Consider the following 21,744-nt stretch of genomic DNA (forward strand, 5'->3'; position numbering starts at 1 on the left):
ATATTTTATATATTCACATTCATTATGTGATTTAAATTGCCAAAACTGACAAATATATATTCTAAATAACAACTGGGTTATTCCTTAGCAATTAATGATTACATTGTAATAAATCATATTCTTTATCGATTATTTCAGGCAGTGTTGTGCCGAATTAAGCAAGTAGTCAATTCGTTGTGTATTTATTTATACAATGGTATCGGTGTCCTGGAATTTAATTAGAGGAATCTATGCGAGGGAAAAAACGCATTGGGTTATTGTTTTTGCTGATAGCGGTTGTGGTTGGTGGCGGCGGGTTATTGCTGGCGCAAAAAGCCTTACATAAAACGTCGGATACCGCATTTTGCCTTTCCTGCCACTCGATGAGTAAACCTTTTGAGGAATATCAGGGAACTGTCCACTTTTCAAACCAGAAAGGGATACGTGCGGAATGTGCCGATTGCCATATTCCAAAGTCAGGGATGGATTATTTATTTGCTAAATTAAAAGCATCTAAAGATATTTATCATGAATTTGTTAGCGGCAAAATAGACAGTGATGATAAGTTCGAAGCTCATCGCCAGGAAATGGCCGAAACAGTATGGAAAGAATTAAAAGCAACTGACTCTGCAACCTGCCGTAGTTGCCATTCTTTTGATGCCATGGATATTGCCTCGCAAAGTGAATCTGCGCAGAAAATGCATAATAAAGCGCAAAAGGACGGCGAAACCTGTATCGATTGCCATAAAGGCATTGCCCATTTTCCGCCAGAAATAAAAATGGATGACAACGCGGCGCATGAGCTGGAAAGTCAGGCCGCTACTTCAGTTACTAATGGCGCACATATTTATCCTTTCAAAACTTCTCGCATAGGCGAACTGGCTACCGTGACTCCTGGTACCGATCTTACCGTCGTTGATGCCAGTGGCAAACAGCCAATTGTTCGGTTGCAGGGTTATCAAATGCAGGGCAGTGAAAACACGCTCTACCTGGCGGCAGGCCAACGGCTGGCGCTCGCCACATTAAGTGAAGAAGGTATCAAGGCGCTAACGGTAAACGGGGAATGGCAGGCTGACGAATACGGCAATCAATGGCGTCAGGCGTCTTTGCAGGGGGCGCTTATCGATCCCGCATTAGCGGACCGTAAACCGCTATGGCAATACGCTGAAAAACTTGACGGTACCTATTGCGCTGGCTGCCATGCCCCTATTGCCGCCGACCATTACACCGTCAATACATGGCCGTCCATTGCCAAAGGAATGGGGGCGCGAACCAGCATGAGCGAAAACGAACTGGACATTTTGACGCGGTACTTCCAGTACAACGCCAAAGATATTACCGAGAAACAGTGATCCTCGTTGATCAGGGAGGAAGTTATGACATTAACAAGACGTGAATTTATTAAACATAGCGGTATTGCGGCAGGGACGCTGGTGGTGACATCGGCTGCACCGCTACCCGCATGGGCAGAAGAAAAGGGCGGCAAAATTCTCACCGCGGGCCGTTGGGGAGCGATGAACGTAGAAGTGAAGGACGGCAAGATTGTTTCTTCGACAGGCGCGCTGGCGAAAACCATACCGAACTCATTACAGTCTACGGCGGCGGATCAGGTACACACCACGGCGCGTATTCAGCATCCGATGGTGAGAAAAAGCTATCTCGATAATCCACTGCAACCGGTGAAAGGTCGTGGCGAAGATACCTATGTACAGGTGAGCTGGGAACAAGCATTAAAACTGATTCATGAACAACACGATCGCATTCGCAAAGCTAACGGACCATCGGCCATTTTTGCCGGATCTTATGGCTGGCGTTCTTCTGGCGTGTTGCATAAAGCGCAAACCTTACTGCAACGTTATATGAACCTGGCGGGCGGTTATTCCGGGCATAGCGGCGATTATTCAACCGGAGCGGCACAGGTGATCATGCCGCATGTGGTCGGTTCTGTAGAGGTGTATGAACAGCAGACCTCCTGGCCGCTGATTCTGGAAAACAGCCAGGTGGTGGTGCTGTGGGGGATGAACCCGCTGAACACGCTCAAAATTGCCTGGAGCAGTACCGATGAGCAAGGGCTGGAATACTTCCATCAGCTGAAAAAATCTGGCAAACCAGTGATTGCCATTGATCCTATCTGCTCCGAAACCATCGAATTCTTTGGCGATAATGCCACCTGGATCGCACCGAATATGGGCACCGATGTGGCACTGATGTTAGGATTGCGCATACCCTGATGACACAAGGCAAACACGATAAAGTGTTCCTTGAAAAATACACTACCGGGTATCCGCAGTTTGAAGAGTATCTGACAGGTAAGAGCGATAATACGCCGAAGAGCGCGGCCTGGGCGGCGGAAATTACTGGCGTACCGGAAGCGCAGATAGTCAAACTCGCTGAACTGATGGCGGCAAATCGCACAATGCTGATGGCAGGCTGGGGAATTCAGCGCCAGCAATATGGTGAACAGAAACACTGGATGCTGGTGACGCTGGCGGCGATGTTAGGGCAGATTGGTACACCGGGCGGCGGGTTTGGTTTCTCTTATCATTACTCCAACGGTGGCAACCCGACGCGTGTTGGCGGCGTGCTACCAGAAATGTCTGCGGCGATTGCCGGACAGGCCAGCGAGGCCGCTGATGATGGCGGAATGACGGCGATTCCTGTTGCCCGTATCGTCGATGCGCTGGAAAATCCTGGCAGCAAATATCAGCATAACGGTAAAGAACAAACGTATCCGAATATCAAAATGATCTGGTGGGCGGGTGGCGGTAACTTTACCCATCACCAGGATACTAATCGTCTGATTAAAGCATGGCAGAAACCGGAGATGATCGTCGTTTCTGAATGCTACTGGACCGCAGCAGCCAAACACGCAGATATCGTATTACCGATCACCACATCGTTTGAGCGCAATGACCTGACGATGACCGGTGATTACAGCAACCAGCATATTGTGCCGATGAAGCAGGCTGTCGCTGCGCAATTTGAAGCGCGCAACGATTTTGACGTGTTTGCCGATCTTGCTGAATTACTCAAACCTGGCGGAAAAGAGATCTATACCGAAGGTAAAGATGAAATGGCGTGGCTGAAATTTTTCTATGATGCCGCTCAGAAAGGTGCCCGTGCGCAACGCGTGACTATGCCGATGTTTAATGCCTTCTGGCAGCAAAATAAACTGATCGAAATGCGCCGCAGCGAGAAGAACGAACAGTACATTCGTTATGGTGATTTCCGCGCCGATCCGGTGAAAAATGCGCTGGGTACGCCAAGCGGCAAAATTGAGATTTACTCCAGAACGCTGGAAAAATTTGGCTATAAGGATTGCCCGGCACACCCAACCTGGCTTGCGCCTGATGAGTGGAAGGGTACCGCCGACGAGAAGCAGTTGCAGCTTCTGACCGCACATCCGGCACACCGTTTACACAGTCAGCTTAACTATGCGGAACTGCGTAAAAAATATGCGGTTGCCGATCGTGAACCAATCACTATTCACACCGAAGATGCTGCTCGCTTTGGTATTGCGAATGGCGATCTGGTGCGTGTCTGGAACAAGCGCGGTCAGATCCTGACAGGCGCGGTGGTGACTGACGGGATCAAAAAAGGCGTGGTATGCGTGCATGAAGGTGCATGGCCAGATCTGGAAAATGGCTTGTGTAAAAACGGTAGTGCGAACGTGTTAACGGCGGATATCCCCAGCTCGCAGCTGGCGAATGCCTGTGCCGGTAACTCTGCGCTGGTGTATATCGAAAAATATACGGGCAATGCGCTGAAGTTAACGGCGTTTGATCAGCCAGCTGTTCAGGCATAAGACGTGAAAAGCGCCCGGAAACGGGCGCTGAGGTTATGCAAACGCAAAACTGCCTGATGCGCTATGCTTATCAGGCCTACATAGCCCCTGCAATATATTGAATTAGCAAGACTTTGTAGGCCGGATAAGGCGTTCACGCCGCATCCGGCAGTATTACCAGACCTTTACGGCTTGCGCGCAATCAGCACCGCGCGTTTAGGCGCAGGATAACCTTCCACCGTCTTACCCGGATCATGCGGGTCGAGAAAATCGGCCAGAGACTCGGTGACCATCCATTCGGTGCGTCGCTGCTCTTCTGTGGTGGTAACGCTCACATCTGCAATGCGAATATCAACAAAACCACACTTCTTCAGCCAGTTTTTCAGCGCCAGCGCGGAAGGAATGAAATAGACATTACGCATTTGTGCGTAACGATCGCCCGGCACCAGCACCGTGTTCTCATCGCCATCAATAACCAGCGTTTCCAGCACCAGTTCGCCTTCATTCACCAGTTGGTCTTTTAACTGCCAGAGATGCTCCAGCGGTGAACGACGATGATAAAGCACGCCCATCGAAAAGACGGTATCAAAGGCTTTCAGTGCCGGAAGTTGTTCAATACCTAACGGTAACAAATGTGCGCGCTGATCGTTGCCCAGTAGTTTACGCACCGCTTCAAACTGGCACAGAAACAGTTGCGTAGGGTCGATCCCCACCGCGAGGTGCGCGCCTGCGCCAATCATGCGCCACATGTGATAACCGCTGCCGCAGCCAACATCAAGAATGGTGCGCCCGGTTAAATCAGAAAGATGGGGCAGAACGCGATCCCATTTCCAGTCGGAACGCCATTCGGTATCGATGTTGACGCCATACAGTGAGAACGGCCCTTTGCGCCACGGCATCAGGTTGCGCATCAGCGTTTCAATGCGTTTAATTTGCCCGGCGCTCAGTGGTTCTTCGCTTTCTGCCGTCACGCTATGCAGTAAATCAAGACGATACGGTTTAATTTCAGGCAGAAATTCCACCGCGTTGGACCACTGCTTAAACAGCCCGTGCTGCTGCTCGCGCTGCCAGTTAGCAATCTGCGCGGGCAGCGTTTCGAGCCAGTGTGAAAGATGATTTTTGGCAATCAGAGAATAAAAGTTACCAAAGTCGATCATGCAGCGTCCTCTGCTTTTAATGCCACCAGTGAACCAAAGTTAAAGCACTGGAACCACAGCTCGCTATGCTCAAAACCGGCTTTATGCAGGCGTGCTTTATGGGTTTCCACGGAATCGGTCAGCATCACGTTTTCCAGCATGCTGCGTTTCTGGCTGATCTCCAGTTCGCTGTAACCGTTGGCACGTTTAAAGTCGTGGTGCATGTTGAACAGCAATTCACCAACTTTGGCATCTTCGAAACTGAATTTTTCCGAAAGCACCAGCGCACCGCCCGGGTTCAGCCCTTGATAAATTTTATCCAGTAACGCCTGGCGCTCGGAAGGTTCCAGGAATTGCAGGGTAAAATTCAGCACCACCATCGATGCGTTTTCAATGGCGATATCGCGAATATCACCTTCAATAACGTCTACTGGCGTAGGAGCTTTATAGGCGTCAATATGACGACGGCAGCGTTCAATCATCGCCGGGGAGTTATCGATGGCAATAATTTTGCAATTATCATGATGAATGTTGCGACGCACCGAGAGCGTCGCCGCGCCCAGAGAACAACCCAGATCGTAAACCTGCGTACCAGGTTGAACGAAGCGCTCGGCTAACATACCAATCATGGAAATAATATTGGAATAGCCGGGAACGGAACGCTGGATCATATCCGGGAAGACTTCAGCTACCCGTTCATCAAAGGTCCAGTCGCCCAGTCTGGCGATAGGGGCAGAAAATAGCGTGTCGCGGTGAGACATAACGTAAAAATCCGGGAAAAAGAAAGTGGCGTATTGTGCGCTAACGCAGGGAGAAAACCAACTCCCAGGGCATATACCAAAGATTCGCCAGCACCATCAGCAACAGCGCACACCAGGTCGCGCTCATGCCAGAACGTCGCCAGCGGAACAGACGGTGATGAAAACCGTAATAATGCATCAGACGACCAGCAAGCAAAACGATGCCGCAAATATGCACCATCCAGGTTTCTGCGCCATTCATTTCCATAAACAGCATCAACACAATCGCGATAGGAATATATTCCACCGCGTTACCATGAATGCGAATAGCGCTTTGCAGTTCGCTAAAACCGCCGTCGCCATAGGCAACGCGGTACTGCATTCGCAGGCGAACGACATCAAAAGAGAACTTCATTAATAACAACGCACTTAAAACGGCATACAGCGCGCTTACCATACAAACTCCCTTTAAAATGGCCGATGGCACCTGTCTATGATAGGTGGCAAATTCAGAAAAGAGAAGATTGCTGTGGAATAGCCGGAACTGCTCCGATCTCTGGAAGCGTTTTACGTAAGTCTTCCCACAGGGTATGTACCAGTTCCGGGGCCTGGGCAATATCTGGCGTATGTAAAAAAAGATAAGGCGTAGTGGTCTGATGCCACTGTGCTAATTTTTGTAACCAGACCTGAAATAACTCCCGGTTTTGCGTCATATCATCACTACCGATAAAACGGATCAGTGGATTTTTCGCCGTCAGTACAGCATGTACCGGAACTTTAGGTTTTTTTCGTTGAGCGTCGCGAATAGCTTCACTGTGTGGACGTGCTGCATGAACCGGGCGGCTGTCTAAAATCACCCGATTAACGCCGCGCTGATGTAAACCGCGATTAAGCGTTTGTTCCTCTTCCCCTTTGGCGAAAAACTGTGGATGGCGGACTTCCACCCCATAATTAAATTCACCGGGAAGAGAATCGAGAAAATGCCAAAGCGCAGGCAGCTCCCGTGGGCCGAATGTGGCAGGCAGTTGCAGCCAGTATTGTCCAATGCGCGGAGCCAACGGTGACATGCGGGTCAAAAATTCAGTCACTAAATCATCGCAATGCCGTAATGCTGCCTGATGCGAAATGGTCGCCGGAAACTTAAAACAGAAGCGGAAGTCATCTGTGGTCTGCTCACGCCAGCGCAGGACAACCTCGGGTTTCGGCAGGGCATAAAGCGTGGTGTTACCCTCCACGCAGTTAAAGTGGCGGGCATACTCTTCAAGGCTGGTGATCCCCAACCGCACCCATTTAGGATGCGACCATTGCGGCAGACCGATGTAAATCATAACGCGTGGAGGATCTCTTCCACACTGCGCACACGGGCGATGCGCGGGTAGATATGATTAATGCTGTTATTGTGCTGCTCGGCGCTAGCGGCGCTACAGGCATCTTCGGCAATCACCAGATTAAAACCGAGTTCCCAGGCATTGCGGGCGGTGGATTCAACACCGATATTGGTCGAGATCCCACATAACACTATTGTATCGATACCCCGGCGGCGTAATTGCAACTCCAGATCCGTACCGTAAAACGCACCCCATTGACGTTTGATGATTTCGATATCGCTGTCGGTTGCACCTAATGCAGCAGGATGTTGCCACCAGTTTTCGGGCAACACTTTTGCGGGGGAGGGGGCATCAACCGGCTGTTTTAATGCTTCGGCGTAATCGGCAGACCAGCCAACGCGCACCAGAAACACGGGCTGACCGCTGGCGCGAAATTTCGCCGCCAGCTTCCCGGCGCGATTAACCACCTCATCGGCAGTATGTGGACCTCCGGCAAAAGGTAAGATGCCTTCTTGTAAATCAATCACCACCAGCGCGGTGGTTTTAGCATTAAGTTCAAGCATGATGACTCCTGACAAAACAAAATCGTGCCTCTCACCTTAATGCGATTAGCCGATGGCGGAACGACAAATTTTGTTAATTTTTATGAGTTCGGGCAACACCTTTATAGCAAACTGGCGTAGAGTCTGATTTCAGGCCCGATATAAAGTGGTAACGAGGCGTTCCAGCGCGGGCCAGGCTCTTACGGTGCGGCAGAATTTCCAGTATAATAGCCGCCTTTTTTCATTCAGTTGTGACATACAGCTAACGCTGCGACTTGGTCACCTGCGCAGCAGGGGGCATCCGCCGGCAGCTAAGTTAAGGGATATCTCATGCGTACAGAATATTGTGGACAGCTCCGTTTGTCCCACGTGGGGCAGCAGGTGACTCTGTGTGGTTGGGTCAACCGTCGTCGTGATCTTGGTAGCCTGATCTTCATCGATATGCGCGACCGCGAAGGTATCGTGCAGGTATTTTTCGATCCGGATCGTGCGGACGCGTTAAAGCTGGCCTCTGAACTGCGTAATGAGTTCTGCATTCAGGTCACGGGCACCGTACGTGCGCGTGACGAAAAAAATATTAACCGCGATATGGCGACTGGCGAAATCGAAGTACTGGCGTCCTCGCTGACTATCATCAACCGTGCAGATGTTCTGCCGCTTGACTCTAACCACGTCAACACCGAAGAAGCGCGTCTGAAATACCGCTACCTCGACCTGCGTCGCCCGGAAATGGCTCAGCGCCTGAAAACCCGCGCTAAAATCACCAGCCTGGTGCGCCGTTTTATGGATGACCACGGCTTCCTCGACATCGAAACTCCGATGCTGACCAAAGCCACGCCTGAAGGCGCGCGTGACTACCTGGTGCCTTCTCGTGTGCACAAAGGTAAATTCTACGCGCTGCCGCAATCCCCGCAGTTGTTCAAACAGCTACTGATGATGTCCGGCTTTGACCGCTACTATCAGATCGTTAAATGCTTCCGTGACGAAGACCTGCGTGCTGACCGTCAGCCTGAATTTACTCAGATCGATGTGGAAACTTCTTTCATGACCGCGCCGCAAGTGCGTGAAGTGATGGAAGCGCTGGTGCGTCATCTGTGGCTGGAAGTGAAGGGTGTGGATCTGGGCGATTTCCCGGTAATGACCTTTGCAGAAGCAGAACGCCGTTATGGTTCTGATAAACCGGATCTGCGTAACCCGATGGAACTGACCGACGTTGCCGATCTGCTGAAATCTGTTGAGTTTGCAGTATTTGCAGGTCCGGCGAACGATCCGAAAGGCCGTGTTGCCGCTCTGCGTGTTCCGGGCGGCGCATCGTTGACCCGTAAGCAGATCGACGAATACGGTAACTTCGTTAAAATCTACGGCGCGAAAGGTCTGGCTTACATCAAAGTTAACGAACGCGCGAAAGGTCTGGAAGGTATCAACAGCCCGGTAGCGAAGTTCCTCAATGCAGAAATCATTGAAGCCATCCTGGAGCGTACTGGCGCGCAAGATGGCGATATGATTTTCTTCGGTGCCGACAACAAGAAAATTGTTGCCGACGCGATGGGGGCACTGCGCCTGAAAGTGGGTAAAGACCTTGGTCTGACCGACGAAAGCAAATGGGCACCGCTGTGGGTTATCGACTTCCCGATGTTTGAAGACGACGGTGAAGGCGGCCTGACGGCAATGCACCATCCGTTCACCTCACCGAAAGACATGACGGCAGCAGAACTGAAAGCTGCACCGGAAAATGCGGTGGCGAACGCTTACGATATGGTCATCAATGGTTACGAAGTGGGCGGTGGTTCTGTGCGTATCCATAATGGTGATATGCAGCAGACGGTGTTTGGTATTCTGGGTATCAACGAAGAGGAACAGCGCGAGAAATTCGGCTTCCTGCTCGACGCCCTGAAATACGGTACTCCGCCGCACGCAGGTCTGGCATTCGGTCTTGACCGTCTGACGATGCTGCTGACCGGCACCGACAATATCCGTGACGTTATCGCCTTCCCGAAAACCACGGCGGCGGCGTGTCTGATGACTGAAGCACCGAGCTTTGCTAACCCGACTGCACTGGCTGAGCTGAGCATTCAGGTTGTGAAGAAGGCTGAGAATAACTGATATGGCTTATAAGCGTCCCGTTTCGATCTTAGTGGTCATCTACGCACAAGATACGAAACGGGTGCTGATGTTGCAGCGGCGTGACGATCCCGATTTCTGGCAGTCGGTAACCGGCAGCGTGGAAGAGGGTGAAACCGCGCCGCAAGCTGCCATGCGCGAAGTAAAGGAAGAGGTCACCATTGATGTTGTCGCTGAACAACTGACCTTAATTGACTGTCAGCGCACGGTAGAGTTTGAAATTTTTTCACATTTACGTCATCGCTATGCGCCGGGCGTGACGCGTAATACGGAATCATGGTTCTGTCTTGCGCTTCCGCACGAGCGCCAGATCGTTTTCACTGAACATCTGGCTTACAAGTGGCTTGATGCGTCTGCTGCGGCGGCGCTCACTAAGTCCTGGAGCAACCGGCAGGCGATTGAACAGTTTGTAATTAACGCTGCCTGAACAGGCAGGGCTATCTGGAGATATTTTTATGGCAGGTCATAGTAAATGGGCCAACACCAGACATCGTAAAGCTGCGCAGGATGCTAAGCGCGGTAAAATCTTCACTAAAATCATTCGTGAGCTGGTAACCGCGGCTAAGCTGGGCGGTGGTGATCCGGACGCTAACCCGCGTTTGCGTGCAGCAATTGATAAAGCACTGTCTAACAACATGACCCGTGACACTCTGAACCGCGCAATTGCACGAGGTGTGGGCGGTGATGATGATGCAAACATGGAAACCATCATCTACGAAGGTTACGGTCCTGGCGGCACGGCAATCATGATTGAATGTCTGTCTGACAACCGCAACCGTACCGTTGCTGAAGTGCGTCATGCATTCAGCAAATGTGGCGGTAACCTCGGTACTGATGGTTCCGTAGCTTATCTGTTCAGCAAAAAAGGCGTGATCTCCTTCGAGAAAGGCGATGAAGACACCATCATGGAAGCAGCCCTGGAAGCCGGTGCTGAAGACGTTGTGACCTATGATGACGGCGCGATTGATGTCTACACTGCATGGGAAGAAATGGGCAAAGTACGCGACGCTCTGGAAGCGGCAGGTCTGAAAGCAGACAGCGCGGAAGTTTCCATGATCCCGTCCACCAAAGCTGATATGGATGCAGAAACCGCACCGAAACTGATGCGTCTGATCGATATGCTGGAAGATTGCGACGACGTGCAGGAAGTTTACCATAACGGTGAAATCTCTGATGAGGTTGCAGCGACTCTCTGATGAGGCCTGCTAAACAGCAAAACGGAGACGCGTGATGGCTATTATTCTCGGCATTGACCCGGGTTCGCGCGTGACCGGCTATGGCGTCATCCGCCAGGTAGGCAGGCAACTGTCCTACCTGGGTAGCGGATGCATACGCACCAAAGTGGATGATTTACCGTCTCGTCTGAAGCTCATCTATGCGGGCGTGACGGAAATCATCACCCAATTCCAGCCTGATTATTTCGCCATTGAACAGGTCTTTATGGCGAAGAACGCTGACTCAGCCCTGAAACTGGGGCAGGCGCGCGGCGTGGCGATTGTGGCGGCGGTGAATCAGGAATTGCCGGTATTTGAATATGCGGCACGTCAGGTAAAGCAAACAGTGGTAGGTATTGGTAGTGCCGAAAAAAGCCAGGTGCAGCATATGGTCCGCACCTTGCTGAAACTGCCCGCTAATCCACAGGCGGATGCCGCCGATGCGCTGGCGATTGCCATCACCCACTGCCACGTTAGTCAGAATGCGATGCAAATGAGCGAATCGCGACTGAACCTGGCGAGAGGGCGACTGCGTTAAGTTATACCGCCTCGGTCAGTTCCGGCTGAGGCGTTTCAACTCCCACCGCGTGAATCAACACCAAACCCGGATGATGCCACAAACTGGCTGGCGTGACGGTTTTACGCTCCCACGGAATAGAACCTAAGAACCAGAATTTCCAGAAAGTGAGTTTTGCATTCGGATTGCTATTTAACAATTCTCCAAACGTCTCTATTTCACCCACCGGAATACATAGCGCCTCTTTATAAATATCAAAAACAAATTTTGAACAGAACTGGCGCGAAGATTCGTATTTAAAACCGGTGTGGTAAAGTTTGCGTAGCCGGGAAGGAACCTGTTCAACAATTCGTTGTTTTTGTTGTTCTGTTAGTCCGGCGTCTAATCGCTTTATAGCATAGCGTTGATTAGCAGAGCGTTTAATAAAACGGGATAGCGTAGTGATGGTTGAGAGGGGAACACGGCTTTCTGCAACCAGAAAGTCTTCACCGTTATGACCGATAATGATCCCGACGTGATTACTCCAGCAATTTGATGCAGCTGATATTTGACCAAATAAGGCAGCACCTATACATGTAAAGACGATATCACCAATTTCATATTCAGCAGGATAATTAATATTCACGTTGTCATTCCATTGAAATAGATATGAATATACGTAATAGCATAAAAAATTATTTTTTCAGGAGTCGCAATGTATATTTTTATTACACATTTCTTCGCTGAATATGTAATATTTAAATATTTGCTTCCAATATAACCTGTAGAATAAATTATACTGCGCCATTTTTCAGATCATTGAGACACCTCGCAAGTTTTCTTCATCCTTCGCTGGATATCTATCCAGCATTTTTTTATCATACAGCATTATCTTTGATTCATTACGCAGGAGCGTCATGTGATAGGCAGACTCAGAGGCATCATCATTGAAAAACAACCCCCGCTGGTGTTAATTGAAGTGGGCGGCGTAGGCTATGAAGTGCATATGCCGATGACCTGTTTTTATGAACTCCCTGAAGCGGGTCAGGAAGCGATCGTTTTCACCCACTTTGTGGTGCGTGAAGACGCGCAACTGCTGTACGGTTTTAACAATAAACAAGAGCGCACGTTGTTCAAAGAGTTGATCAAAACCAACGGCGTCGGCCCGAAGTTGGCGCTGGCGATCCTCTCCGGAATGTCAGCGCAGCAGTTCGTTAATGCCGTTGAGCGTGAAGAAGTGGGGGCACTGGTGAAACTGCCGGGTATTGGCAAAAAAACCGCCGAACGCTTGATTGTCGAAATGAAAGACCGATTTAAAGGTTTGCATGGCGATCTCTTTACGCCAGCCGCCGACCTGGTACTCACGTCTCCTGCCAGCCCGGCGACCGACGATGCTGAACAGGAAGCGGTTGCTGCGCTGGTGGCACTGGGCTATAAACCACAAGAAGCAAGCCGCATGGTGAGCAAAATCGCTCGCCCTGACGCCAGCAGTGAAACATTAATTCGCGAAGCCCTACGCGCCGCGTTATGAGGTAAAGGATGATTGAAGCAGACCGTCTGATTTCTGCCGGTACCACTTTGCCGGAAGATGTGGCAGATCGCGCCATCCGCCCTAAATTACTGGAAGAGTATGTTGGTCAGCCGCAGGTTCGTTCGCAGATGGAGATTTTCATCAAAGCAGCGAAACTGCGCGGCGATGCCCTCGATCATCTATTGATTTTTGGTCCTCCGGGGTTGGGTAAAACTACGCTTGCCAATATTGTCGCCAATGAAATGGGCGTTAATTTACGCACGACTTCTGGTCCGGTGCTGGAAAAGGCGGGCGATCTGGCAGCAATGCTCACTAACCTTGAACCACACGATGTACTGTTTATTGATGAGATCCACCGTCTTTCACCAGTGGTGGAAGAGGTGTTGTATCCGGCAATGGAAGATTACCAACTGGATATCATGATTGGTGAAGGTCCGGCGGCACGCTCCATTAAAATTGATTTGCCGCCGTTTACCCTGATTGGTGCAACCACGCGCGCAGGTTCGCTGACATCACCGTTGCGCGATCGTTTTGGTATTGTGCAACGTCTGGAGTTTTATCAGGTGCCGGATCTGCAATATATCGTCAGTCGCAGCGCACGCTTTATGGGGCTTGAGATGAGTGATGACGGCGCGCTGGAAGTTGCTCGTCGTGCGCGCGGTACGCCACGTATTGCCAACCGTCTGCTGCGTCGAGTGCGTGATTTCGCCGAAGTGAAGCACGATGGCACCATCTCGGCAGATATCGCTGCTCAGGCGCTGGATATGTTGAATGTCGATGCTGAAGGTTTCGATTATATGGACCGCAAATTGTTGCTGGCGGTAATCGATAAGTTCTTTGGTGGGCCGGTAGGTCTGGATAACCTGGCGGCAGCCATTGGCGAAGAACGTGAAACCATTGAGGATGTACTGGAACCTTATTTGATTCAGCAAGGCTTTTTGCAGCGTACACCGCGTGGGCGTATGGCGACGACGCGGGCGTGGAATCACTTTGGCATAACGCCGCCAGAAATGCCGTAAGTCGGATTGGTCGCTCGCGCCGCATCCGACATTGGCAGTGTGCCTGATGCGACGCTGTTCGTCTTATCAGGCCTACCAGAGATAGCGAACCGTAGGTCGGATAAGGCGCTCGCGCCGCATCCGACAAATATGTTCAGCGAAAGATTAGCTGGCCTGTTTTTTCATCATACTGAGAATAAATAACAGTGCCGCGCATAGCACCACCGACGGGCCTGCAGGTGTATCGTAAAATGCGGAAAAGGTTAAACCGCCAGTCACTGCCACCATCCCCACCAAAACAGCGACACCAGCCATCTGTTCCGGCGTGCGGGCAAAGCGACGTGCAGTAGCAGCAGGAATAATCAGCAGTGAAGTAATAATCAACGCGCCGACGAATTTCATCGCTACACCAATCGTCAATGCCGTCACCAGCATCAACAACAATTTCACGCGCTGTAATTTCACACCATCAACAAACGCCAGATCCGGGCTAATCGTCATCGACAGCAAATTGCGCCATTGCCAGAACAAAATAGCCACCACGATGACCACGCCAATCGCAATAGAGATGAGATCTTCTGGCGTCACTGCCAGTAAATCACCGAACAGGTAAGCCATCAAATCAACACGAATATTAGACATCAGACTAACGACCACCAGGCCCAGCGACAGGGCACTGTGCGCCATAATCCCTAATAACGTGTCGATCGCCAGCTGTGGACGCTTCTCCAGCCATACCAGACCGCCCGCCAGCAGCAGCGTAACTGCAATCACCGCATAGAATGGATTCACGTCCAGCAACAAACCAAACGCGACGCCAAGTAATGAGGCATGAGCCAGCGTATCACCGAAATAAGACATACGACGCCAGACTACAAACGAACCCAGCGGACCCGCGGCACAGGCGAGCATGATCCCGGCTAACCAACCGGGAAATAATAATTCAATCATGAGCGATCATTTCCCCGACGCAAAACAATTCGTCCCTGTAAATCGTGACGATGATTATGATGATGGCGATAGATACCCAGTTGTTCAGCACCACGAGGACCAAACATAGAAATAAACTCCGGATGCAGGGAAACAACTTCCGGTGTGCCGGAACAACAAATGTGGTGATTCAGGCAAAGCACTTCATCGGTTTTTGCCATTACCAGATGCAGATCGTGAGATACCATTAAAACGCCACAATCCAGTTCACGACGCAGTTGGTCAATAAGGTCATATAACGCCACCTGACCATTCACATCCACGCCCTGAGTGGGTTCATCCAGCACTAATAATTGCGGTCGATTTAACAATGCTCGCGCTAACAGTACACGCTGCGTTTCGCCACCCGAGAGCTTTTGCATCGGTGCGTTAATCAGATGCCCGGCCTGGACACGTTTCAGTGCAGGCAAAATATCTTCTTTATGTGTGCCAGGGCGTAAGCGTAAAAAACGGTTTACGGTCAGTGGCAACGTGGTGTCGAGATACAGCTTCTGCGGTACATAGCCGATGCGCAGTTTTCCGTTGCGCTTGATAACCCCTTCATCGGGTGTTACCAGTCCGAGCACTACCCGTACCAGTGTCGACTTACCTGCGCCGTTTGGCCCAAGTAAAGTCAAAATTTTTCCAGGTTTAAGTTCCAGCGACACATCAGAGAGGACGCGGCGTTGGCCAAAAGAAACCGAGACATTTTCCAGGGAAACCAGACTTGTCATGTTAATTTTAGTCTTGCAGTAGTCATGAAATGTTATAATATCACACTTCTCATATTCATTACGATGATTGGTCGCATTATGTTACATAAAAAAACGCTTCTTTTCGCAGCATTATCCGCCGCTCTCTGGGGCGGTGCAACACAGGCCGCAGATGCCGCCGTTGTCGCTTCGCTTAAACCCGTTGGGTTCATCGCTTCTGCCATTGCTGATGGGGTAACAGAAACGCAGGTTTTACTGCCTGACGGCGCTTCAGAACATGATTATTCACTGCGTCCATCGGATGTAAAACGCTTACAGAACGCGGACTTAGTCGTTTGGGTTGGCCCGGAGATGGAAGCGTTCATGCAAAAACCGGTAAGTAAATTACCAGAAGCGAAACAGGTAACGATTGCGCAGCTAGAAGATGTGAAACCGCTGCTGATGAAAAGTATTCACGACGATGATGATGATCACGATCACGCGGAAAAAAGTGACGAAGATCACCATCACGGCGATTTCAACATGCATCTTTGGCTTTCCCCAGAGATAGCGCGGGCTACAGCGGTTGCAATCCATGGAAAATTAGTGGAACTTATGCCGCAAAGTCGAGCCAAACTTGACGCCAACCTGAAGGATTTTGAGGCACAATTAGCCTCAACCGAAACGCAGGTTGGTAACGAGCTCGCGCCGCTCAAGGGGAAAGGTTATTTCGTTTTTCACGATGCTTACGGCTACTTCGAAAAACAGTTCGGACTGACACCGCTTGGTCATTTTACCGTTAACCCTGAGATTCAACCTGGCGCGCAGCGTTTACATGAAATAAGAACACAGTTGGTTGAGCAAAAAGCAACCTGCGTTTTTGCTGAGCCACAGTTCAGGCCAGCGGTCGTTGAGAGCGTCGCACGAGGGACATCCGTTCGTATGGGAACGTTGGATCCCCTGGGGACGAATATCAAACTGGGTAAAACAAGCTATTCAGAATTCCTGAATCAATTAGCCAACCAGTATGCGAGCTGCCTGAAAGGAGATTAATGAGGAAGTGATTACGTGCAACAGATAGCCCGCTCTGTCGCCCTAGCGTTTAATAATTTACCGCGACCACACCGCGTTATGTTGGGGTCGCTCACCGTTCTTACTCTGGCCGTCGCTGTCTGGCGGCCCTATGTTTATCACCGTGATGCCACGCCAATTGTCAAAACCATTGAGCTGGAACAGAACGAAATTCGTTCGCTCTTACCTGAAGCCAGTGAGCCGATTGATCAAGCTGCACAAGAAGATGAAGCCATTCCCCAGGACGAACTGGATGACAAAATCGCCGGTGAAGCGGGCGTGCATGAATATGTTGTTTCCACTGGCGATACGCTAAGCAGCATTCTCAATCAGTATGGTATTGATATGGGTGATATCACCCAACTGGCTGCTGCCGACAAAGAATTGCGTAACCTGAAAATCGGTCAACAACTCTCCTGGACATTAACCGCGGACGGCGAACTGCAGCGCCTCACCTGGGAAGTGTCTCGTCGTGAAACCCGAACCTATGACCGTACTGCCGCTAACGGTTTTAAAATGACCAGCGAAATGCAGCAAGGAGAGTGGGTCAACAATCTGCTGAAAGGTACCGTCGGGGGAAGCTTTGTTGCCAGCGCCAGAAACGCCGGTTTAACCAGCGCCGAAGTGAGCGCAGTGATTAAAGCCATGCAGTGGCAAATGGATTTCCGCAAACTGAAAAAAGGCGATGAATTTGCGGTGTTAATGTCACGAGAAATGCTTGATGGTAAACGTGAGCAAAGCCAGCTGCTGGGCGTACGTTTGCGTTCAGAAGGTAAAGATTATTATGCAATCCGCGCTGAAGATGGCAAATTCTATGATCGTAACGGTACTGGTCTGGCGAAAGGATTCTTGCGATTCCCGACGGCGAAACAGTTCCGTATCTCATCTAACTTTAACCCGCGTCGTACTAATCCGGTGACCGGTCGCGTTGCGCCACACAGAGGTGTTGATTTTGCCATGCCACAAGGTACGCCAGTGCTTTCAGTGGGTGACGGTGAAGTGGTGGTTGCCAAACGTAGTGGCGCAGCAGGTTATTATGTGGCTATTCGTCATGGTCGCAGCTACACCACGCGTTATATGCACTTGCGCAAGATCCTGGTGAAACCGGGACAGAAGGTGAAACGTGGCGACCGTATCGCGCTTTCCGGTAATACCGGACGTTCAACCGGGCCGCATCTGCACTATGAAGTATGGATAAACCAGCAGGCCGTAAACCCGCTGACGGCAAAACTGCCGCGTACCGAAGGGCTGACCGGCTCCGATCGTCGCGAATTCCTGGCACAGGCCAAAGAGATTGTGCCGCAGCTACGGTTTGATTAATTAACATCCATTCGCAGCCGGTACGCAGTCAGTACCGGCTTTTTTATTTGGTGCGGGGCAAGTTGCGCCGCTACACTATCACCAGATTGATTTTTGCCTTATCCGAAACTGGAAAAGCATGGAAACGAAAAAAAATAATAGCGAATACATTCCTGAGTTTGATAAATCCTTTCGCCACCCGCGCTACTGGGGAGCATGGCTGGGCGTAGCAGCGATGGCGGGTATCGCTTTAACGCCGCCAAAGTTCCGTGATCCCATTCTGGCACGGCTGGGACGTTTTGCCGGACGACTGGGAAAAAGCTCACGCCGTCGTGCGTTAATCAATCTGTCGCTCTGCTTTCCAGAACGTAGTGAAGCTGAACGCGAAGCGATTGTAGATGAGATGTTTGCCACCGCGCCGCAAGCGATGGTAATGATGGCTGAGTTGGCAATACGCGGGCCGGAGAAAATTCAGCCGCGCGTTGACTGGCAAGGGCTGGAGATCATCGAAGAGATGCGGCGTAATAACGAGAAAGTGATTTTTCTGGTGCCGCACGGTTGGGCCGTCGATATTCCTGCCATGCTGATGGCCTCGCAAGGGCAGAAAATGGCAGCGATGTTCCATAATCAGGGCAACCCGGTTTTTGATTATGTCTGGAACACGGTGCGCCGTCGCTTTGGTGGTCGTCTGCATGCGAGAAATGATGGTATTAAACCATTCATCCAGTCGGTACGTCAGGGTTACTGGGGATATTATTTACCCGATCAGGATCATGGCCCAGAACACAGCGAATTTGTTGATTTCTTTGCCACCTATAAAGCGACGTTGCCCGCGATTGGTCGTTTGATGAAAGTGTGCCGTGCGCGCGTTGTACCGCTGTTTCCGATTTATGATGGCAAGACGCATCGTCTGACGATTCAGGTGCGCCCACCGATGGATGATCTGTTAGAGGCGGATGATCATACGATTGCGCGGCGGATGAATGAAGAAGTCGAGATTTTTGTTGGTCCGCGACCAGAACAATACACCTGGATATTAAAATTGCTGAAAACTCGCAAACCGGGCGAAATCCAACCGTATAAGCGCAAAGATCTTTATCCCATCAAATAAAAAATGCCTCTCGCGAGGAGAGGCCTTCGACTGATGATAAGTTCAAGTTTGCTTCAGAAGATTCGAAATCTGTTGAATTATCATTGAACTGTAGGCCGGATGAGGCGTTTTCGCCGCATCCGGCAACGTACTTACTCTACCGTTAAAATACGCGTGGTATTAGTAGAACCCACGGTACTCATCACGTCGCCCTGGGTGACAATCACCAGGTCACCAGACATCAAGTAACCTTTATCACGCAGCAGATTAACCGCTTCGCTGGCAGCTGCTACGCCGTCATTAGCGCTATCAAAGTGCACCGGCGTAACGCCGCGATAGAGAGCAGTCAGGTTCAGCGTACGTTCATGTCGTGACATGGCGAAAATTGGCAGACCAGAGCTGATACGGGAGGTCATCAGCGCGGTACGACCCGATTCGGTCATGGTGATGATCGCCGTAACGCCTTTCAGGTGGTTAGCCGCGTACATTGCTGACATGGCAATGGCTTCTTCCACATTGTCGAACTGAACGTCCAGACGGTGTTTAGAAACGTTGATGCTCGGGATTTTTTCCGCCCCCAGGCAAACGCGCGCCATGGCTGCAACAGTTTCTGACGGGTATTGACCAGCAGCAGTTTCTGCCGACAGCATCACAGCGTCAGTACCATCCAGAACGGCGTTTGCTACGTCCATGACTTCTGCACGCGTCGGCATCGGGTTAGTAATCATTGATTCCATCATCTGGGTCGCCGTGATTACCGCGCGGTTTAGCTGACGTGCACGACGGATCAACGCTTTCTGAATGCCGACCAGTTCCGGATCGCCAATTTCCACACCGAGGTCGCCGCGAGCAACCATTACCACGTCAGAGGCGAGGATGATGTCATCCATTGCCTCCTGGCTGCAAACGGCTTCCGCACGTTCAACCTTGGCAACAATTTTCGCATCACATCCTGCATCGCGTGCCAGACGACGGGCATAGTTCAGATCTTCGCCGCAGCGTGGGAAGGAGACAGCCAGGTAATCTACGCCAATCAACGCCGCAGTCTTAATGTCTGCTTTGTCTTTTTCGGTCAGCGCTTCAGCCGACAAACCGCCGCCAAGTTTGTTGATACCTTTATTGTTGGAGAGGGGACCACCGACGGTCACTTCGGTGAACACTTTCATGCCCTGGACTTCCAGTACTTTTAACTGGACGCGACCATCGTCCAGCAGCAGGATGTCACCAGGCACAACGTCAGCAGGCAGGCCTTTGTAGTCGATACCGACTTTTTCTTTGTCGCCTTCACCTTTACCCAGGTTGGCGTCGAGCAGGAATTTATCCCCAATATTGAGGAAAACTTTGCCTTCTTTAAAGGTGGATACACGGATTTTGGGCCCCTGGAGGTCACCCAGAATAGCCACATGACGCCCCAGTTTTGCGGCAATCTCACGAACTTTATCCGCGCGCATTTTGTGATCTTCAGGCGAGCCGTGAGAAAAATTCATACGTACAACGTTGGCACCCGCCGCGATAACTTTTTCAAGGTTATTATCGCGATCTGTTGCCGGGCCTAACGTGGTAACGATTTTAGTTCTGCGAAGCCTTCTGGACATGTAATACTCCGTTGACTGAAACAACCAGGTGTTGCTTGAACATGAAATCCGAATGAAATAACGCCGTGATGGCGATAAATTAATCTCATTCGGATGTCGTATAAGATTAGGACAGTGACAGTCGTTTTTAGCGATCGTCACTTAAATTAAGTAACTGCTTATCAAAACGCGATTCCTTCAGCGCTTCCTTGACCCGCTTCAAGTTATCTCTGAATTTTGTACCGCGCCGCAAAGTAAATCCTGTCGCCAGCACATCTATCACGGTCAGCTGTGCAAGTCGAGAAACCATGGGCATATAAATGTCAGTATCTTCCGGTACGTCGAGGGTAATTGCCAGCGTTGCTTCCCGGGCGAGTGGGGTACCCGCAGAGGTGAGGGCAATTACCATAGCGTCGTTTTCGCGTGCCAGCTGCGCCAGCTCGACCAGATTTTTTGTTCTTCCCGTGTGAGAAATCAGCACCACCACGTCTCCGTCGCTACAATTCATACAACTCATGCGTTGCAGCACGATATCATCGGAGTACACCACCGGAACATTAAAACGAAAGAACTTATTCATCGCATCGTGGGCAACGGCGGCTGAAGAACCTAATCCGAAAAAGGCGATTTTTTTTGCCTGAGTGAGCAAGTCGACGGCGCGGTTGATGGCAGATTTATCCAGTGAATGACGGACATGATCGAGCGTTGCCATTGCGGACTCAAATATTTTCCCCGTGTATGATTCAACGCTGTCATCTTCATTGACGTTGCGATTAACATAGGGAGTGCCATTCGCCAGACTTTGTGCCAGATGAAGTTTAAAATCAGGAAAACCGCGTGTGTCCATGCTGCGACAGAAACGATTCACCGTCGGTTCGCTAACATTGGCTTCCAGCGCCAGAGCAGCAATACTCGAATGGATCGCGTTATCGGGCGAAGCCAGAATGACCTCGGCAACTTTGCGCTCAGATTTGCTCAAATGTTCCAGCTGAGACTGGATTTTTTCCAGCATATTCATGATGTAAAGAGACTCACGGGTAATGACGATTTCCGCTCTGAAAGAAATCGAAATGCAGTTTTGTCAGATATTACGCCTGTGTGCTGTGTTAATGACAAAAGCAGATAAAAAAGTTGTTATTTTTTTTCATAACATGATCAGTGTCAGATTTTTACCCAATGG

Annotated in this window: 21 protein-coding genes and 1 pseudogene; 12 read left to right on the forward strand and 10 right to left on the reverse strand. The window is 50.5% G+C overall.

Annotated features, from left to right (window positions below; all coding sequences use genetic code 11):
* Positions 1-230 precede the first annotated feature (230 nt).
* Both C4F37_RS05580 and torZ read left to right on the forward strand, forming a co-directional pair.
* The gene (locus C4F37_RS05580) at positions 231-1,331 is read left to right on the forward strand and encodes a NapC/NirT family cytochrome c (protein ID WP_001214286.1); all 1,101 of its coding nucleotides are present in this window, start codon (positions 231-233) and stop codon (positions 1,329-1,331) included.
* Positions 1,332-1,355: 24 nt separating this feature from the next.
* Positions 1,356-3,784: pseudogene (gene torZ / locus C4F37_RS05585) on the forward strand (trimethylamine N-oxide reductase TorZ).
* Between the two features lie 164 nt (positions 3,785-3,948).
* Here torZ and cmoB read toward each other — a convergent pair.
* Genes cmoB through C4F37_RS05610 form a run of 5 tightly spaced genes read right to left on the reverse strand, consistent with a single transcriptional unit; the run spans position 3,949 to position 7,530 of the window.
* Complete coding sequence (cmoB, locus tag C4F37_RS05590; RefSeq protein ID WP_000564725.1) at positions 3,949-4,920, reverse strand: tRNA 5-methoxyuridine(34)/uridine 5-oxyacetic acid(34) synthase CmoB; 972 nt, start codon at positions 4,918-4,920, stop codon at positions 3,949-3,951.
* Positions 4,917-5,660: a carboxy-S-adenosyl-L-methionine synthase CmoA gene (gene cmoA / locus C4F37_RS05595; RefSeq protein WP_000019588.1), complete on the reverse strand. Its 744-nt coding sequence runs from the start codon at positions 5,658-5,660 to the stop codon at positions 4,917-4,919. The genes cmoB and cmoA overlap by 4 nt, the downstream gene beginning before the upstream one ends.
* A gap of 40 nt (positions 5,661-5,700) precedes the next feature.
* Complete coding sequence (locus C4F37_RS05600) at positions 5,701-6,096, reverse strand: MAPEG family protein (protein ID WP_000252980.1); 396 nt, start codon at positions 6,094-6,096, stop codon at positions 5,701-5,703.
* Between the two features lie 52 nt (positions 6,097-6,148).
* Positions 6,149-6,967 (reverse strand): DUF72 domain-containing protein, encoded by an 819-nt coding sequence (locus tag C4F37_RS05605; protein ID WP_000639272.1) that lies wholly within the window; start codon positions 6,965-6,967, stop codon positions 6,149-6,151.
* Complete coding sequence (locus tag C4F37_RS05610; protein WP_000891620.1) at positions 6,964-7,530, reverse strand: hydrolase; 567 nt, start codon at positions 7,528-7,530, stop codon at positions 6,964-6,966. Before C4F37_RS05610 ends, C4F37_RS05605 begins: the two co-directional genes overlap by 4 nt.
* A 309-nt stretch (positions 7,531-7,839) precedes the next feature.
* On the opposite strand from C4F37_RS05610, the gene aspS reads away from it, so the two are divergent.
* From aspS to ruvC, 4 genes are read left to right on the forward strand one after another with little or no spacing between them, the layout of a single operon-like run.
* Positions 7,840-9,612, forward strand: a complete 1,773-nt coding sequence (aspS, locus tag C4F37_RS05615; protein ID WP_001258675.1) for an aspartate--tRNA ligase — start codon at positions 7,840-7,842, stop codon at positions 9,610-9,612.
* Positions 9,605-10,057: a dihydroneopterin triphosphate diphosphatase gene (nudB, locus tag C4F37_RS05620; protein WP_077393227.1), complete on the forward strand. Its 453-nt coding sequence runs from the start codon at positions 9,605-9,607 to the stop codon at positions 10,055-10,057. Before aspS ends, nudB begins: the two co-directional genes overlap by 8 nt.
* 28 nt (positions 10,058-10,085) lie before the next feature.
* Entirely contained in the window at positions 10,086-10,826 is a 741-nt protein-coding gene (locus C4F37_RS05625) for a YebC/PmpR family DNA-binding transcriptional regulator (protein ID WP_000907234.1), read from the forward strand.
* A gap of 34 nt (positions 10,827-10,860) precedes the next feature.
* Complete coding sequence (gene ruvC, locus C4F37_RS05630) at positions 10,861-11,382, forward strand: crossover junction endodeoxyribonuclease RuvC (protein WP_001295503.1); 522 nt, start codon at positions 10,861-10,863, stop codon at positions 11,380-11,382.
* Position 11,383: 1 nt separating this feature from the next.
* Here the strand turns inward: ruvC and C4F37_RS05635 are convergent, their stop codons facing one another.
* Positions 11,384-11,986 (reverse strand): YebB family permuted papain-like enzyme, encoded by a 603-nt coding sequence (locus tag C4F37_RS05635; protein WP_001024913.1) that lies wholly within the window; start codon positions 11,984-11,986, stop codon positions 11,384-11,386.
* Positions 11,987-12,055: 69 nt separating this feature from the next.
* On the opposite strand from C4F37_RS05635, the gene yobI reads away from it, so the two are divergent.
* The 3 genes from yobI to ruvB all read left to right on the forward strand — a co-directional run bounded on the left by yobI (position 12,056) and on the right by ruvB (position 13,890).
* Positions 12,056-12,121 carry a stress response small protein YobI gene (yobI, locus tag C4F37_RS05640; protein ID WP_072093883.1) on the forward strand — a complete coding sequence of 22 codons (66 nt, stop codon included), beginning with the start codon at positions 12,056-12,058 and terminating at the stop codon, positions 12,119-12,121.
* 138 nt (positions 12,122-12,259) lie between these two features.
* Positions 12,260-12,871: a Holliday junction branch migration protein RuvA gene (ruvA, locus tag C4F37_RS05645; protein ID WP_000580323.1), complete on the forward strand. Its 612-nt coding sequence runs from the start codon at positions 12,260-12,262 to the stop codon at positions 12,869-12,871.
* 8 nt (positions 12,872-12,879) lie between these two features.
* The gene (gene ruvB, locus C4F37_RS05650) at positions 12,880-13,890 is read left to right on the forward strand and encodes a Holliday junction branch migration DNA helicase RuvB (protein WP_000568519.1); all 1,011 of its coding nucleotides are present in this window, start codon (positions 12,880-12,882) and stop codon (positions 13,888-13,890) included.
* A 144-nt stretch (positions 13,891-14,034) separates the two neighbouring features.
* Here ruvB and znuB read toward each other — a convergent pair whose 3' ends face one another.
* Positions 14,035-14,820, reverse strand: a complete 786-nt coding sequence (gene znuB / locus C4F37_RS05655) for a zinc ABC transporter permease subunit ZnuB (RefSeq protein WP_000571479.1) — start codon at positions 14,818-14,820, stop codon at positions 14,035-14,037.
* Positions 14,817-15,572, reverse strand: coding sequence for a zinc ABC transporter ATP-binding protein ZnuC (znuC, locus tag C4F37_RS05660; protein ID WP_000202996.1), 756 nt, complete (start codon positions 15,570-15,572; stop codon positions 14,817-14,819). Before znuC ends, znuB begins: the two co-directional genes overlap by 4 nt.
* Positions 15,573-15,650: 78 nt before the next feature.
* On the opposite strand from znuC, the gene znuA reads away from it, so the two are divergent.
* The 3 genes from znuA to lpxM all read left to right on the forward strand — a co-directional run bounded on the left by znuA (position 15,651) and on the right by lpxM (position 19,011).
* Positions 15,651-16,583, forward strand: coding sequence for a zinc ABC transporter substrate-binding protein ZnuA (znuA, locus tag C4F37_RS05665; RefSeq protein WP_001347089.1), 933 nt, complete (start codon positions 15,651-15,653; stop codon positions 16,581-16,583).
* A 15-nt stretch (positions 16,584-16,598) separates the two neighbouring features.
* A complete protein-coding gene (gene mepM, locus C4F37_RS05670; RefSeq protein ID WP_001184045.1) occupies positions 16,599-17,921 on the forward strand; it encodes a murein DD-endopeptidase MepM in 1,323 nt (440 codons plus the stop codon).
* A 118-nt stretch (positions 17,922-18,039) separates the two neighbouring features.
* Positions 18,040-19,011 (forward strand): lauroyl-Kdo(2)-lipid IV(A) myristoyltransferase, encoded by a 972-nt coding sequence (gene lpxM / locus C4F37_RS05675; protein WP_001296141.1) that lies wholly within the window; start codon positions 18,040-18,042, stop codon positions 19,009-19,011.
* Between the two features lie 131 nt (positions 19,012-19,142).
* On the opposite strand, the gene pyk is transcribed toward lpxM, so the two are convergent.
* Together pyk and hexR are read right to left on the reverse strand one after the other, a co-directional pair.
* The gene (gene pyk, locus C4F37_RS05680; protein WP_000091149.1) at positions 19,143-20,585 is read right to left on the reverse strand and encodes a pyruvate kinase; all 1,443 of its coding nucleotides are present in this window, start codon (positions 20,583-20,585) and stop codon (positions 19,143-19,145) included.
* Between the two features lie 127 nt (positions 20,586-20,712).
* Entirely contained in the window at positions 20,713-21,582 is an 870-nt protein-coding gene (gene hexR, locus C4F37_RS05685) for a DNA-binding transcriptional regulator HexR (protein ID WP_001056695.1), read from the reverse strand.
* Positions 21,583-21,744 lie beyond the last annotated feature (162 nt).

Source organism: Escherichia sp. R1 (assembly GCF_003000935.1).
GTDB classification, from domain to species: Bacteria; Pseudomonadota; Gammaproteobacteria; order Enterobacterales; family Enterobacteriaceae; genus Escherichia; species Escherichia coli.

What these genes read in the sequence shown, in the direction of transcription:
- znuA (WP_001347089.1), top strand. Translation starts at nt 15,651, where the DNA reads ATGTTACATAAAAAAACGCTTCTTTTCGCAGCATTATCCGCCGCTCTC.
- znuC (WP_000202996.1), bottom strand. Translation starts at nt 15,572, where the DNA reads ATGACAAGTCTGGTTTCCCTGGAAAATGTCTCGGTTTCTTTTGGCCAA.
- lpxM (WP_001296141.1), top strand. Translation starts at nt 18,040, where the DNA reads ATGGAAACGAAAAAAAATAATAGCGAATACATTCCTGAGTTTGATAAA.
- C4F37_RS05580 (WP_001214286.1), top strand. Translation starts at nt 231, where the DNA reads ATGCGAGGGAAAAAACGCATTGGGTTATTGTTTTTGCTGATAGCGGTT.
- pyk (WP_000091149.1), bottom strand. Translation starts at nt 20,585, where the DNA reads ATGTCCAGAAGGCTTCGCAGAACTAAAATCGTTACCACGTTAGGCCCG.
- aspS (WP_001258675.1), top strand. Translation starts at nt 7,840, where the DNA reads ATGCGTACAGAATATTGTGGACAGCTCCGTTTGTCCCACGTGGGGCAG.
- znuB (WP_000571479.1), bottom strand. Translation starts at nt 14,820, where the DNA reads ATGATTGAATTATTATTTCCCGGTTGGTTAGCCGGGATCATGCTCGCC.
- cmoB (WP_000564725.1), bottom strand. Translation starts at nt 4,920, where the DNA reads ATGATCGACTTTGGTAACTTTTATTCTCTGATTGCCAAAAATCATCTT.
- ruvC (WP_001295503.1), top strand. Translation starts at nt 10,861, where the DNA reads ATGGCTATTATTCTCGGCATTGACCCGGGTTCGCGCGTGACCGGCTAT.
- C4F37_RS05605 (WP_000639272.1), bottom strand. Translation starts at nt 6,967, where the DNA reads ATGATTTACATCGGTCTGCCGCAATGGTCGCATCCTAAATGGGTGCGG.
- C4F37_RS05610 (WP_000891620.1), bottom strand. Translation starts at nt 7,530, where the DNA reads ATGCTTGAACTTAATGCTAAAACCACCGCGCTGGTGGTGATTGATTTA.
- ruvB (WP_000568519.1), top strand. Translation starts at nt 12,880, where the DNA reads ATGATTGAAGCAGACCGTCTGATTTCTGCCGGTACCACTTTGCCGGAA.
- C4F37_RS05600 (WP_000252980.1), bottom strand. Translation starts at nt 6,096, where the DNA reads ATGGTAAGCGCGCTGTATGCCGTTTTAAGTGCGTTGTTATTAATGAAG.
- hexR (WP_001056695.1), bottom strand. Translation starts at nt 21,582, where the DNA reads ATGAATATGCTGGAAAAAATCCAGTCTCAGCTGGAACATTTGAGCAAA.
- cmoA (WP_000019588.1), bottom strand. Translation starts at nt 5,660, where the DNA reads ATGTCTCACCGCGACACGCTATTTTCTGCCCCTATCGCCAGACTGGGC.
- C4F37_RS05625 (WP_000907234.1), top strand. Translation starts at nt 10,086, where the DNA reads ATGGCAGGTCATAGTAAATGGGCCAACACCAGACATCGTAAAGCTGCG.